This is a genomic window from Mesorhizobium sp. WSM4829, assembly GCF_055811475.1.
Genome location: NZ_JBVVQJ010000016.1, coordinates 130,220 through 143,935 on the forward strand (window position 1 = coordinate 130,220; position 13,716 = coordinate 143,935).

Annotated in this window: 12 protein-coding genes; 2 read left to right on the plus strand and 10 right to left on the minus strand. The window is 62.8% G+C overall.

All coding sequences use genetic code 11. From position 1 onward, the window contains the following. Positions 1–93: 93 nt before the first annotated feature. Both gltX and gltA read left to right on the plus strand, forming a co-directional pair. Positions 94–1,518 carry a glutamate--tRNA ligase gene (gene gltX, locus AC0L17_RS17460; RefSeq protein ID WP_473516742.1) on the plus strand — a complete coding sequence of 475 codons (1,425 nt, stop codon included), beginning with the start codon at positions 94–96 and terminating at the stop codon, positions 1,516–1,518. Between the two features lie 181 nt (positions 1,519–1,699). Then, on the plus strand, positions 1,700–3,028 hold the full coding sequence (gene gltA, locus AC0L17_RS17465) for a citrate synthase (RefSeq protein ID WP_473490194.1): 1,329 nt from the start codon (positions 1,700–1,702) through the stop codon (positions 3,026–3,028). 96 nt (positions 3,029–3,124) lie between these two features. Here gltA and lpxB read toward each other — a convergent pair whose 3' ends face one another. From lpxB to frr, 10 genes are all read right to left on the minus strand, one after another. Then, positions 3,125–4,291 (minus strand): lipid-A-disaccharide synthase, encoded by a 1,167-nt coding sequence (gene lpxB, locus AC0L17_RS17470; protein ID WP_473516743.1) that lies wholly within the window; start codon positions 4,289–4,291, stop codon positions 3,125–3,127. After that, a complete protein-coding gene (locus AC0L17_RS17475) occupies positions 4,281–5,183 on the minus strand; it encodes an LpxI family protein (protein ID WP_473516744.1) in 903 nt (300 codons plus the stop codon). The genes lpxB and AC0L17_RS17475 overlap by 11 nt, the downstream gene beginning before the upstream one ends. After that, a complete protein-coding gene (gene lpxA / locus AC0L17_RS17480; protein ID WP_473516745.1) occupies positions 5,170–6,003 on the minus strand; it encodes an acyl-ACP--UDP-N-acetylglucosamine O-acyltransferase in 834 nt (277 codons plus the stop codon). Before lpxA ends, AC0L17_RS17475 begins: the two co-directional genes overlap by 14 nt. A gap of 13 nt (positions 6,004–6,016) precedes the next feature. After that, positions 6,017–6,475, minus strand: coding sequence for a 3-hydroxyacyl-ACP dehydratase FabZ (fabZ, locus tag AC0L17_RS17485; protein WP_023801228.1), 459 nt, complete (start codon positions 6,473–6,475; stop codon positions 6,017–6,019). A 1-nt stretch (position 6,476) separates the two neighbouring features. After that, positions 6,477–7,535, minus strand: coding sequence for a UDP-3-O-(3-hydroxymyristoyl)glucosamine N-acyltransferase (lpxD, locus tag AC0L17_RS17490; protein ID WP_473516746.1), 1,059 nt, complete (start codon positions 7,533–7,535; stop codon positions 6,477–6,479). A gap of 180 nt (positions 7,536–7,715) precedes the next feature. Then, a complete protein-coding gene (bamA, locus tag AC0L17_RS17495) occupies positions 7,716–10,073 on the minus strand; it encodes an outer membrane protein assembly factor BamA (RefSeq protein ID WP_473516747.1) in 2,358 nt (785 codons plus the stop codon). A 217-nt stretch (positions 10,074–10,290) separates the two neighbouring features. Next, entirely contained in the window at positions 10,291–11,433 is a 1,143-nt protein-coding gene (rseP, locus tag AC0L17_RS17500) for an RIP metalloprotease RseP (RefSeq protein ID WP_473516748.1), read from the minus strand. Positions 11,434–11,567: 134 nt separating this feature from the next. Further along, positions 11,568–12,398, minus strand: a complete 831-nt coding sequence (locus tag AC0L17_RS17505; RefSeq protein WP_473516749.1) for a phosphatidate cytidylyltransferase — start codon at positions 12,396–12,398, stop codon at positions 11,568–11,570. Further along, entirely contained in the window at positions 12,395–13,126 is a 732-nt protein-coding gene (locus tag AC0L17_RS17510) for an isoprenyl transferase (RefSeq protein ID WP_473508465.1), read from the minus strand. The genes AC0L17_RS17505 and AC0L17_RS17510 overlap by 4 nt, the downstream gene beginning before the upstream one ends. Positions 13,127–13,158: 32 nt before the next feature. Continuing rightward, the coding region (gene frr, locus AC0L17_RS17515; RefSeq protein ID WP_473516750.1) for a ribosome recycling factor at positions 13,159–13,716 on the minus strand (558 nt) is incomplete at its 5' end.

Here is a 13,716-nt window from a genome sequence, read left to right on the forward strand (position 1 = left end):
CCTTGCGCCCTTGACCTCCTATGCTACATGAACGCGCAACGCGCGAAAGTCCGCGCAGCCACATCCGTTTCCTGCGCTTGCCCCGAGAGTTCCATGTCCGACAAGGTCGTCACCCGTTTTGCCCCTTCGCCCACCGGATTCCTGCATATTGGCGGGGCACGCACGGCGCTGTTCAACTGGCTGTATGCGAAACACACCGGCGGCAGGATGCTGCTGCGCATCGAGGACACCGATCGCGAGCGTTCGACCGATGCGGCAACCGCTGCCATCCTCGATGGGCTCTCCTGGCTCGGCCTCACCTGGGACGGCGAGCCGGTATCGCAGTTCGAGCGCGCGCCGCGCCACCGCGCGGTCGCCGAGGAGCTGGTGCGCCTCGGCAAAGCCTATTACTGCTATGCGGCGCCGGCTGAGCTGGAGGCGATGCGCGAGAGTGCGCGGGCCAAGGGCTTGCCTCCCCGCTATGACGGCCGCTGGCGCGACCGCGACCCGTCAGAGGCGCCGGTTGGCGCCAGGGGCGCGATCCGCATCAAGGCGCCGGCCGAAGGCGAGACGGTGGTGCATGACCGCGTGCAGGGCGAAGTCCGCTTCCCCAACAAGGACCTCGACGATTTCATCATCCTGCGCTCGGACGGCAACCCGACCTATATGCATGCCGTCGTCGTCGACGACCACGACATGGGCATCACCCACATCATCCGCGGCGACGACCATCTGACCAATGCCGCCCGCCAGATGGTGATCTATCGAGCCTTGGGCTGGGAGGTGCCGTCAATGGCGCATATCCCGCTGATCCATGGCGCCGACGGCGCCAAGCTGTCGAAGCGGCACGGCGCCCTCGGCGTCGAAGCCTATCGCGCCATGGGCTATCTGCCCGAGGCACTGCTCAACTACCTGGCGCGGCTCGGCTGGAGCCACGGCGACGACGAGGTCATGTCGATCGCCGACATGATTGCGTGGTTCGACATCGGCGATGTCAACAAGGGGGCCGCCCGCTTCGACTTCGCCAAGCTCGAGGCGCTGAACGGCGTGCATACGCGGCGCATGAACGACGCCGAATTGCTCGATATCTTCATCAACACCTTGCCCTATCTCGAAGGCGGCCCGGCGATCGCAGCGCGCCTCGACGACACACGCAAGGCGCAGTTGCTGGCCGCCCTGCCCGGCTTGAAGGAGCGCGCCAAGACGCTGGTCGAGCTGGTTGACGGTGCCGCCTTCCTGTTTGCCGAGCGGCCGCTGCCGATCGACGAGAAGGCGGCGGCGTTGCTCGGCGGCGAGGCGCGCGAGATCCTGCGGGGCGCCCATGCGGCGCTGAAGGCGATTTCAGGGGATTGGACGGCCGCAGCGGCGGAAGCGGCGATCCGCCAATATGCGCTTGCCGGCGGTCGTAAGCTTGGCGCTGTGGCCCAACCTTTGCGCGCCGCGCTCACCGGCAAAAGCACCTCGCCCGGCGTGTTCGACGTGCTTGCCGTGCTTGGCCGCGAGGAAAGCCTGGCGCGCGTCGCGGATCAAATCGATTAGCAAAACTGGCCCAAGAAGATTGGCATTGAAAGGTGGGTTTCGCAGTGCAACATTAGGTCTTGGCCCAATTTGGCACGCAAATCCAATTGCGGGCGCAAACGCGCGAACTCCGATACTTTCGACGTGTTGCGTTGCAGAAATTTTGCCTTTGCCGACATGAGAAAACAAAAAGGAGTTTGCAATGTCCGAAGCTGCGACAAAAATGGAATATGGCGGCAAAACCCACGCGTCGACCGCGAAACTTGAATTCGGCGGCAAAACCCACGAACTCAAGGTGCGAAGCGGCTCGGTCGGACCTGACGTCATCGATATCGGCGCGCTTTACAGCACCACCGGGGCCTTCACCTACGATCCCGGCTTCACCTCGACGGCAAGTTGCGAGTCGGAAATCACCTTCATCGACGGCGATGCCGGCATCCTTTTGCATCGCGGTTATCCGATCGACCAGTTGGCCGAGCACGGCGACTTCCTCGAAGTCTGTTATCTCCTGCTCTACGGCGAACTGCCGACCAAGGCGCAGAAGGACGATTTCGACTACCGGGTGACGCGCCACACCATGGTGCACGAGCAGATGTCGCGTTTCTTCACCGGCTTTCGCCGCGACGCCCACCCGATGGCGGTGATGTGCGGCGTGGTCGGTGCGCTGTCAGCTTTCTATCACGATTCCACCGACATCTCGGACCCCTACCAGCGCATGGTCGCATCGATGCGGCTGATCGCCAAGATGCCGACGATCGCGGCGATGGCTTACAAATACCACATCGGCCAGCCCTTCATTTACCCGAAGAACGAGCTGAATTTCGCGGCCAACTTCCTGCATATGTGCTTTGCCGTGCCGTGCGAGGAATACAAGATCAACCCGGTGCTGGCGCGTGCGATGGAGCGCATCTTCATCCTGCACGCCGATCACGAGCAGAACGCCTCGACCTCGACCGTTCGCCTCGCCGGCTCGTCCGGCGCCAATCCGTTCGCCTGCATCGCCGCCGGCATCGCCTGCCTGTGGGGACCGGCCCATGGCGGCGCCAACGAGGCAGCCTTGAACATGCTGGGCGAGATCGGCCAAGTCGACCACATCCCGGAGTTCATCGCCCGCGCCAAGGATAAGAACGATCCGTTCCGATTGATGGGCTTTGGCCACCGCGTCTACAAAAACTACGATCCGCGTGCCAAGATCATGCAGAAGACCGCACATGAGGTCTTGGGCGAACTCGGCATCAAGGACGATCCGCTGCTCGATATCGCCATGGAACTGGAAAGGATCGCTCTGACCGATTCCTATTTCATCGAGAAGAAGCTTTATCCGAACGTCGATTTCTATTCCGGCATCACGCTGAAGGCGCTGGGCTTCCCCACCACCATGTTCACCGTGCTGTTCGCGGTCGCCCGCACCGTCGGCTGGATCGCGCAGTGGAAGGAGATGATCGAGGATCCGCACCAGAAGATCGGCCGCCCGCGCCAGCTCTATACAGGTGCGCCGGAACGCGACTACGTGCCGATTGCTAAACGGTGAATAGTGAATAGTGAATAGTGAATAGTGAATAGCAGGGTCTCTTTGTGGCCTATGGTCAAGCCGATTTTGACCATTCACTATTCACCACTTCACCATTCACCGCTTGATGCACCTCATCACGACCCCCGCAGCGATGTCGCCGGACGGTCTGTCGACGGCCATGCGTCTGGCCACCTCGGCAAAACCGTCCTTCTGCCATGCACGATAGGCGGTGTCGGAAAACAGCGCCTCCAACTGCCGCGCCAGATAGTGCGGTCGCACATATTCGTTGTAGCTTTCCGGCACGATCGGGCGGTCGGCGATGAGATTGGGCAAGGAGGCGCTCCATACGGTGACCAGGCGTTGGGCCATCCGCATGACCGGATCGAGGCGGTAGCAGGAGATCATCGGCACACCCGACAGCGCCAGTTCCAGCGACACCGTTCCCGATGCGATCAGCGCTGCGTCGGCCTTGCCGAAGGCCTGCCATTTGCGCTCGGGATCAAGGATGATCTCCGGCTTCTCGTCCCAGCTTGCCACCGAAGCCCTGACCAGGTCCGCGACATGCGGCACCGTCGGCAACAGCAGGCGCAAGCGGTGTCCGCGCGCACGCAGGATCGAGATCGTCTTGCCGAACGGGCCGGCCAGCCGTCGCACCTCGCCGCGACGCGAGCCGGGCAGCACAAGCAGTGTCTTCACACGATCGTCGGACAGGTCGCGCGGCAGGCTTTGCGCCTTGGCGGCGCCGAGCACGCCTGGATCGTGGGTAAGGCGATGGCCGACATAGGTGCCGGCCGGACCGCCGAGGCGGGCGAGTTCCCTCACTTCGAAAGGCAGGATGCAGAGGATGTGGTCGACATACGGTTTCATCGCCACCGCCCTGCCCGGCCGCCATGCCCAGACGCTCGGGCAGACATAGTGGATGATCGGGATTGCCGGATCGGCGGCACGCACCTTTTTCGCCACGCGCAGCGAAAAATCCGGGCTGTCTATGGTGATGAGGCAGTCCGGCTTTTCATTGGCGACCGCACCGGCCGTCTGGCTGATCCGTCGTACCAGGCGCGGCAGATCGCGCAGGATGGCGCTCAATCCCATCAGCGCGATCTCGCCGCCGTCGAACAGCGGCGTGAGGCCGAGCGCCTGCAAATGCCGGCCGCCGATGCCGACGAGCCGGACCTCGCGGCCGGTCACGCGCTTGAGCGCCTCTACGATGTCGGCGCCAAGCAGATCGCCGGATTCTTCGCCGGCGACGATGGCGATCTTCAGCGGTCGCTCAGACGCCATGCACCGGCTCCGCAGCAGGCAGGCCGATCACGAACAGGCCGAGCGCGTTGGCGCGAGCGACGACTGTCGGGCCTTCGAGAACCAGCGAGCGGCCGGCTTCGACGGCAATGCCGGCAAGTCCGGCGGCATGCGCCGCCTCGATCGTCTGCGGGCCGATGGAGGGCAGATCGGCGCGCAACTCCTGGCCAGGCTTGGCGCATTTGACCAGGACGCCGCGCGTTCTGCCGGCCAGCCTGCCATGGCCGCGCAACTGCCGTGTTCGATCGAGCAATCCGTCGGTGCCCTCGATGCCTTCCAGCGCGATGGCGCGGCCGCCGATCGCAACAGCCGCCTGGCCGATATCCAGCGCGCCGATGGCCATTGCCGCTGCGTGGGCCGCTTTGATGTCGCGCCAGTCGGATTTCCGCGGCGCTGCCTTGGTCAGCGCGCCTTCGGCGGCGACCAGTTCCGGCACGATCTCATGGGCGCCGACCACCTTGATGCCGCTGCGCTCGACCCTTCGCACGAACAGTTTCAGCACGGTGTCGTCGCCTTGGGTTACACCGACAAGAAGGCTGGGCACCCAGGCGAGCAGGCCGAGATTGAGGCGCATGGCGCTCAGCCTGGGGCGGCGTGTGATATGTCCCGCTGTCACCAGATGGGTAACATGACTATTTTTGAGCGTCGGCAGCAGAGAGCCGACATCCTCCAGCCTCAACGTCGCCTGCTCATAGGCGTCGAAGTCGGATATGCGGTCGACCTCGCCCGCCACTATTACCACGAAGGGAGACTTGCCTTGCACAGCAAGCGCCCTGGCGACTTCGACCGGTAAACTGCCGCCGCCGGCAATGATGCCGACTTTGACGTCTGGCGCGAGATCAAGGCCCGTCCGGGTGCCCTCAATCTTCGTCATCGGCATCGTCGCCGCCACCGGCCTTGAGCGACGGGACGGCATAGTGCCGCTTACCGCGACTGGCGATGAAATCGATGATCTTCATGGCGGTCGGTGACGAGGCGAATTCCGCCTTGGCGAACTCGATGTTTTCGCCGACGGTTCGGGAGCGATCGAAGATCGTCCTGTAGGCCTTGCGCAGCGTGTGGATCTCGGAGCGCGGCAGGCCGGCGCGCTTCAGGCCGATGATGTTGAGGCCGCGAAGGCTGGCGCGATTGCCGACGGCGATGGCGTAGGGAATGACATCGCCGACGAATGCCGAGCAACCGCCGAGAAAGGCGTTGTCGCCGACGCGGACAAACTGATGAACGGCGCTGAGACCACCGATATAGACGTTGTCGCCGATCTCGCAATGGCCGCCCAACGTCGCCTGATTGGCGAAGGTGGCGTTCTTGCCGACGATGCAATCATGGGCGATGTGGGCGTAGGCAAGGAAGTTGCCGTTGTCACCGATCGTCGTCTCGCCGCGGCTGGAATCGGTGCCGACGTGCATGGTCACGCCTTCGCGGATCGTGCAGTTCTCACCGACGACCAGCGTGGTGCGGCCGCCCTTGTGCTTGTTGTTCTGCGGCGGCGCGCCCAGTGTCGCCATCGGATACACCTTGGTCGACGCACCGATGGTGGTCGCGCCGATCACCGAAATGTGGCTGACCAGTTCGACGCGGTCGCCGAGCACCGCGTCGGCGCTGATGTGGCAGAATGGCCCGATGCGGACGCCTTCGCCGATTTTTGCGCCGGCCTCGATGACCGACGATGGATGGATGACTGTCTGGATTTTCATAAGCATTCGATCGTCAGTCGCTCGCGACCATCATCGCCGAGATCTCGGCTTCCGCGGCCTTGACGCCGTCGACGAGAGCCTCGCAGGCGAATTTGAGAAGGTTGCCGCGTTTCTTGATTTTCTTCACATGGATCTTCAACTGGTCGCCGGGAACGACCGGTTTACGGAATTTGGCGTTGTCGATGGTCAGGAAATAGACCAGCGACGGTTTTTCGGTGCCTAGGCTGCGGATGCAGATGGCGCCGGCCGTCTGCGCCATCGCCTCGACGATCAGCACGCCGGGCATGACCGGCTGATCCGGGAAATGACCTTGGAAATGCGGCTCGTTTATGGTCACGTTCTTGATGCCGGTGGCGGACTCGTCGCCATCGATATCGATGATGCGGTCGATCATCAGGAACGGATAGCGATGCGGCAGGAGCTTCATCAGCCCCAATATGTCGACCGCCTCGAGCGTTGTCGCCGCAACCATCTCAGCTCTTCCCTCCGTCGCCCGATTTGCGCGCCCTGGCCAGTCTTCGCAGAGCCGCGATCTCCCGCATGGCTTCGGCCATCGGCTGCGCCGGGTACCCTCCCCAAATCTCGCCTGCGGGGACGTTGCTCATGAACCCGCTTCTTGCAGCAAGCTTGGCCCCTGTCCCTACCGTCAGGTGATCCGCAAGACCGACACCGCCACCCATGGTGACGTTGTCGCCCACCGTTACGGAACCGGAAATACCCGAAAGGCCGGCGATTATGCAATTGCGGCCGATGCGGACGTTATGAGCGATCTGGACCAGATTGTCGATCTTGGTGCCTTGACCGATAATGGTGTCGGACATGGCGCCGCGATCGACGGTGGTATTGGAGCCGATCTCGACGTCGTCCTGGATGACGACCCGGCCGATTTGCGGCACACGCTCCGGACCCTTGGCGCCGGCCACGAAGCCAAAACCGTCCTGGCCGATGCGGGCACCGCCATGAATGATGACGCGGTTGCCGATCAGCGCGTACTGGATGCTGGCGCCTGGGCCGACATAGCCGTCGCGGCCGAACTGGCAGGAGGGACCGATAACGGCATGAGGAGCAATGACGGTTCCGCTGCCGATAGAAGCGCGAGGGCCGATGATCGCGCCGGCCTCGACGATCGCGCCGGCCTCGATGCGCGCCGATGGATCGATATGGGCATGCGGCGAGATACCGGTTTCGCCGGTCATCGGCGCCGGTGTCGCAGCCGCCGGGAAAAGCAGGCGGCCGACCATCGCGAAAGCCTGTTGCGGGCGCGGATGGATCAGAACCGCGATACCCGCCGGCGCTTTGCCGGCAAATTCGGCGGGGCATAGAACCGCCGCTGCTCGCAGCGATTGCATCAGCGCGAAGTTGCGTCTGCCATCGACAAAGACAAGCGCGTGCTCGCCGCCTTCGCTTGCCGGCGCCAAGGCTTCGATCGATCTGTCGGAGAGGTCGGAATCGACAAGCACCGAGCCGGTCAGATTCGCGACTTCGCCAGCCGTATACCGGCGTGATGGCGCGAAGAACACCGGATCGGTCATTCCAGAAGCTATATCCAGCTAGCGCATGACCCCGAAAATCGGAATCGATTTTCGGAAAGGATAATGCGCAAAATCAAAGTCCTGCAGCGTCCTATGCGCGTCCAGGAGGATGCGCGGCGCCGTAGTGTCGAATTATTCTCTTCCGGACCGCTACGGCCCGGAAGTATCGTTGCCCGCCGATCAGAAGCGGGACGATATGCCGAAGTTGAATTCCTGCACGTCGTCGGTGTCCTCCTCGAGGACCGGGATCGCATAGTCGATGCGGATCGGGCCAAAGGGCGACGCCCACATCAGGCCGACGCCGACAGAGGCGCGCCACTGCATGTCGACCGTCGACTGATCGACCAGTGAAGCATCGATCTTGCTGCCATAGAGCGTCGCCGCGTCGGCGAACACCGCGCCGCGCAGGCCGAAGCTTTCCGGAATGACCGGCATTGGGAACTGGGCTTCCGCCGAGGCATTGAAATAGGTGGTGCCACCGAGATGGTCGCCGGCGTCTTCACTGTCGACCGGCCCGATACCGCCGTAAGCGAAGCCACGGATCATGCGGTCGTTGCTCTGGAAATGATCGAAGATGCGCAGGTCGCCATCGCCGCCGTAGCCTTGGATATGGCCAGCCCCGCCGGAAATCACCGCCACCAGATCAAGCTGCTCGGACAATGTCTGGTAGACGCTGCCACGCGTTGTCACCTTGACGAATTTGGCGTCGCCACCGAGGCCGGCGAATTCCGTGGCGACATTGGCGAAGATGCCTTCATGCGGGTTCTTCATGTCGTCGATGGTGTTGTAGACCAGGCCGATACTGACCGACGACTTGAGCCACGGGCTTTCCTCAATCCCGTTTAGGACGGCCGTAGAGATGTCGCAGCCGGCCAGTGGATCGCAGTCATCGTCGAGCTTATACTTCTCCTGCGAGATATTGTACGCCAGCTGCGTCGAGATGTCGTCGGTGATCGGCAGGCCGAAGCGCACTGTCGCACCTAGCGTCTCGCTCTTGTAGTCGTCGCGTTCCCTGGTCCGGTTGAAGACATCGAAACCGGCGGCAATGCGCCGCCCGAGGAAATAGGGCTCGGTGAAGGAGAAGCTGTAGTCGCGCGAATTCTTGCCGCCGCCCGCCGAGAGCTTGATGAACTGGCCGCGTCCGAGGAAGTTGCGTTCGCTGATCGATCCTTCGACGGTCGGGCCTTCGGTGTCGCCACCGCTCGAATAGCCGGCGCCGACGGAGAACTCGCCGGTCGACTTCTCGACCACGTCGACCACCAGCACCACCTGGTCCGGCTCAGAACCGGGCACGGTCGAAACCTCGACTTTCTCAAAAAAATCGAGCGCTTCCAGCCGTTTCTTCGCGCGCTGGATGAGAACCTGGTTGAAGGCATCGCCCTCACTCACGTCGAATTCGCGGCGAATGACAAAGTCGCGTGTCCGGTCGTTGCCGCGAATTTCGATGCGCTCGACATAGGCCTTGGTGCCCTGGTCGATCGTATAGACCACTGAAATGGTGTGGTTCTCGAAATTGCGGTCGCCGCGCGGCGTCACCTGGGCGAAGGGATAGCCGGAACCGGCGACCCTCTCGGTCAATGCAATGATGGTGTCTTCGACGTTCTCGGCGTTGTAGACATCGCCCTTGTGGGTTTCGACCACCGACTGCAGCGACGCGCCGTCGACCTCGGGAATCGTGCTCTCGACGCTGATGTCGCCGAAGGTGTAGCGCTCGCCCTCCTGCACGGTGATGGTTACCGTGTATTTATTGGTGGCTTCGTCGAGCTCGCCGACCGCGGAAATCACCTGGAAGTCGGCATAGCCGTGATTGTAATAAAAACGGCGCAGCAACTCCTGGTCGGCGTTGAGCTTGTCTTCGTCATAGACGTCGTCGCGCAGCACGAACGAAAGGATGGTCGAGCGCTTGGTCGAAATGACATCGGACAGGCGACGGCTCGAATAGGCGCTGTTGCCGACGAAATTGATCGCGGCGATCTGTGTGCGGCCGCCTTCGTTGATGTTGAACACCACGTTCACGCGGTTGTCGCCGAGATCCATGATCTGGGTGGTCACGGCGGCGTCGTCGCGGCCGATACGCCTGTAGGCGGCCTTGACCGCCTCGACATCGGCATCGAGCGCCTGCTGCGAGAACGTTCCACGCGGCTTCAACTGGACCGCGGCCGCCAGCGCGTTGTCCTTGAGCTTCTTGTTGCCCTGGAACAGCACCTGGTTCACGACCTGATATTCGGAAACCTTGATGACCAGCGTCGAACCGACCTGGTTGATCTGGACGTCCGAGAACAGCCCGGTGCCGAACAGCGCCTTGACCGCCTCGTCGATATCGGCGCTGGAAAACGGCCTGCCGGGCTTGATCGTGACGTAGTTGCGGATCGTCTCGGCGTCGACACGCTGATTGCCGCTGACTTCAACTCTTGAAACAACAGCGGCCTCGGCCGCCGATGTGGCAACGAACTGCACTGCGAGCGCACCTGGTACGACCAGGGCGGCGGACAGGGCCACCGCGGACGCGGCGCTCAGAAACTTGGATGCTGCCTTCATCGGGCTTTTGTACCTTTTCTCGAAGTCCCCACGGCGAGAAAACCGGACGTGCGGTAATTTCCCCTACCGTATTAACCGGATTTTCCCTACACGCAAGGCTCCTGGTTAATTTGTATTTACTTAACCCAATTGCGTGGCTTTCGCGTCACGCATATCCCCACGCATGGTAAACGGCGTCTCAACATTGGCTGTGCTGAAGCCAAATTTCTTCATGATTTCAGCATCCAAACAGGTCGTTCCAGAAAACGAACCCCATGAAGCCCAAGACGAGAAGCAGGCCAGCCCTGTAGCCCAACTCCATCATCCGTTCCGACACCGGTCGCCGAATGACGGCCTCCACGCCGTAGAACAGGAGATGGCCTCCGTCGAGCGGAGGAATCGGCAAAAGGTTCAGAATACCGATCCCGACCGACAGCAGCGCGACAAGTTGCACAAGCCAGTCGAAGCCGAGTTTTGCCGCCTGCCCCGACATCTTTGCGATCTTGATTGGGCCGCCCAGCTGGCATTTGTCTTCGCGACCGACAACGAAACGCTGCAGGAACTGACCGGTGCGCTGAATGATGTATCCCGTTTCCTCGACCGCCGCCCCTACCGCTCCGACCGGGCTATAGGTGATCAGCCTGGGCTGGCCGAATTCCTGGTTGTTGACGACGCCGATCACCGCCACCTTGACCTTGTTGCCTAGCCCGTCTTGCTGCTCCATCAATTCCGGCGTCGCCGTAACGGTGATCTCCTTGCCGTCGCGCAGCATGACGAAGGTGATGGGGTCGCCACCGCGGCCCGAGACCCGGCGCTGGACGTCGGCGAAGGTCTGGACCTTGCTGCCGTCGACGCTGACAAAGCGGTCTCCGGGCAGGATGCCGGCCCTGGCCGCTGGGCTGCCCGCGGTGACTTCAGCCACCATTGGCTCCAGCACGGGCCGGCCATAGGCGGAAAACAGCACCGCGAAGACGGCGATCGTCAGCAGAAAATTGAACAGCGGACCAGCCACCACAGTTGCCGCGCGCTTCCAGACCGGCTGCGTGTGAAAAGCAATCTTGCGTTCGGCAGCCGTCAGCGTTTCGATCTCCTCCGAACTGGGCTGGCTCGAGGTGGCGTTCATGTCGCCGACGAATTTGACGTAGCCGCCGAGTGGAATGGCGCAGAGCTTCCAGCGCGTGCCATGGCTGTCATTAAAGCCGAAGAGTTCCGGGCCGAAGCCGATCGAAAAGACCTTCACGCCGATGCCGCACCAGCGGCCGACGAGATAATGGCCCATCTCGTGAACGAACACGACGACGGTCAGCACGAACAGGAAAGGCACCAGCGTGCCGAGGACAAAGCCCTCCGTGCTGAAAACCGCGTGAAGAATCTCGTTCAATTCATGTCCTCAAAATTCGTCCGCAGCACGGTGGTACCGCGACTGTGGCATCAATCCAGGCGAATCCATGGCGCATCCTGCGCAGGTCAAGAAACCAGGCCCCCGAATCAATGCCGATAAAGAGCCAATGCCGATCAAGCTGGAAACAGCCCCTGTGCCGGATGGTCGGCGGTCGCCGAAATCCAGCCGATGACGTACAGGGCGAAAGCCGCCGCGACAAGCCCGTCGACCCGGTCCATGACGCCGCCATGGCCCGGTATCAGCGTGCCCGAATCCTTGCGGTTGTGGCGCCGCTTCACCCATGATTCGAAAAGGTCGCCGGCCTGGGAGACGAGCGAAAGCACCAGCGCGACGACGCCGAGCACTGCGAGATTGCCGGCTCCGGCCGCAGCGGCCAGAAGCAGCCCGGCAACCACGCCGCCGACGGCGCCGCCGAGCGCACCGCTCTGCGTCTTGCCGGGTGAGATCGACGGCGCCAGCTTCGGCCCGCCGACAGCGCGGCCGACGAAATAAGCTGCTATGTCGGTCGCCCAAACCACCGCGAACAGGAAGAGAATCGCGACGAGGCCGGAATGGTCGCCGTCGCGCAAAAGAGCAAGTGACAGTCCGGAAATGGCGGCATAGGCAAGGCCGGACGCGTCCCACTGTCCCGTTTGATGCATCGAAGTCTGGTGCATCGAAGCCACGACCACGGTGACAACGACCATCACCGCCACAAGAAGCAGCAGCCAGGACGCCGGCAGGCCGGCGACCAAGGCGCCGACGAAAACCAGAAGCAACGCTTCCGGCAGAAGACCAAGACCCGTGGCGGCGAACGGGCGGCACATTCGCGTCCATTCGTAGAAGATCAGGATCGTCATGGCGGCGCAAAGCAGCCGGAAGGGCAGTCCGCCGAGCCAGGTCAGGCCGAGCGTGACGACCGCAAGCACGACGGCAGAAATAACGCGAAGCTGGAGGTTGCTCATCCCTTGGCTGTCACGGCGACGCCTTCAGCGCCAAGCCCGCCGAAACGGCGCTCGCGACCGGCAAAGTCGCGCAATGCGTCAGCCAAATGCTCGCGGCTGAAATCGGGCCAGTAGCAAGGCAGGAAGACAAGTTCGCTGTAAGCCGCTTGCCACAGAAGGAAATTCGACAGCCTGAGCTCACCGCTGGTGCGGATGACCAGTTCCGGATCCGGAATACCCCGGGTATCGAGAGAGCCGGCAAAGGATTCGGCCGTGATCGCCTCGCTGTCGAGCTCGCCGCGCGCCACCGCCGAGGCAAGCTTGCGCGCGGTGCGCACGATCTCGTCGCGTCCGCCATAGTTGAAAGCGATGACCAGGGTCAGCGCTTCGTTGCGGACGGTCAGCGTTTCGGCCTCTTCAAGCAGGCTCCTGATGTCAGGTTGCAGCCCTGCCCTGTCGCCGATGATCCTGACCCGCACGCCATTTTGGTGCAGTTCGGCGAGGTCGCGGCGGATGAAGATTTTCAACAGGCCCATCAGGTCGCTGACTTCGGACTTCGGCCGCGACCAGTTTTCCGACGAGAAGGCGTAGACGGTGAGGAACGAGATGCCAAGGCCAGGAGCGGCGCGCACCGTGTTGCGCAGCGCCTCGACGCCGGCACGATGCCCAGCAAGCCGTGGCAAGCCACGCGCCTTGGCCCAGCGTCCGTTTCCGTCCATGATGATTGCGACATGCGCGGGGCTTGTCATGTTCTCGCTTTCGAGCCAGCAGTGGCCAGACCCTAAACCTGCATGATTTCAGCTTCCTTATCGGAAAGCAGATGGTCGATGGTGCCGATCATCTCGTCGGTGAGCTTCTGGACCTGGTCGGACCGCTTGCGATGATCGTCCTCGCTGATATCGCCGTCCTTTTCCGCCTTTTTCAGGAATTCCATGCCGTCTCGGCGCACGTGGCGCACGGCGATGCGCGCATTCTCGGCATAACCATGCGAGATCTTGACCAACTCCTTGCGGCGCTGTTCGTTGAGCTCGGGCAGCGGAATCCTGAGATTGGTGCCGTCGACGATCGGATTGAAGCCAAGATTGGACTCACGGATGGCGCGATCGACCGCACCGACCATCGACTTGTCCCAGACCGAAACCGAAATCATGCGCGGCTCCGGCACCGACACGTTTGCCACCTGGTTGATCGGCATGGTGGTGCCGTAGGCCTGCACCTGGATCGGGGGGGGGGGGGGGGGGGGCGGCCCGGCGGGGGGGGGGGGGGGGGGGGCGGCGGCGCCGCGGGGGGCGGGGGGGGGGGGGGGGGGGGGGGGGGGGGGGGGGGGGGGGGGGGGGGG

Bases quoted from the DNA above. Each gene is read 5' to 3' on its own strand.
- gltX (WP_473516742.1), top strand. From the start codon at position 94: ATGTCCGACAAGGTCGTCACCCGTTTTGCCCCTTCGCCCACCGGATTC.
- gltA (WP_473490194.1), top strand. From the start codon at position 1,700: ATGTCCGAAGCTGCGACAAAAATGGAATATGGCGGCAAAACCCACGCG.
- lpxB (WP_473516743.1), bottom strand. From the start codon at position 4,291: ATGGCGTCTGAGCGACCGCTGAAGATCGCCATCGTCGCCGGCGAAGAA.
- AC0L17_RS17475 (WP_473516744.1), bottom strand. From the start codon at position 5,183: ATGACGAAGATTGAGGGCACCCGGACGGGCCTTGATCTCGCGCCAGAC.
- lpxA (WP_473516745.1), bottom strand. From the start codon at position 6,003: ATGAAAATCCAGACAGTCATCCATCCATCGTCGGTCATCGAGGCCGGC.
- fabZ (WP_023801228.1), bottom strand. From the start codon at position 6,475: ATGGTTGCGGCGACAACGCTCGAGGCGGTCGACATATTGGGGCTGATG.
- lpxD (WP_473516746.1), bottom strand. From the start codon at position 7,535: ATGACCGATCCGGTGTTCTTCGCGCCATCACGCCGGTATACGGCTGGC.
- bamA (WP_473516747.1), bottom strand. From the start codon at position 10,073: ATGAAGGCAGCATCCAAGTTTCTGAGCGCCGCGTCCGCGGTGGCCCTG.
- AC0L17_RS17505 (WP_473516749.1), bottom strand. From the start codon at position 12,398: ATGAGCAACCTCCAGCTTCGCGTTATTTCTGCCGTCGTGCTTGCGGTC.
- AC0L17_RS17510 (WP_473508465.1), bottom strand. From the start codon at position 13,126: ATGACAAGCCCCGCGCATGTCGCAATCATCATGGACGGAAACGGACGC.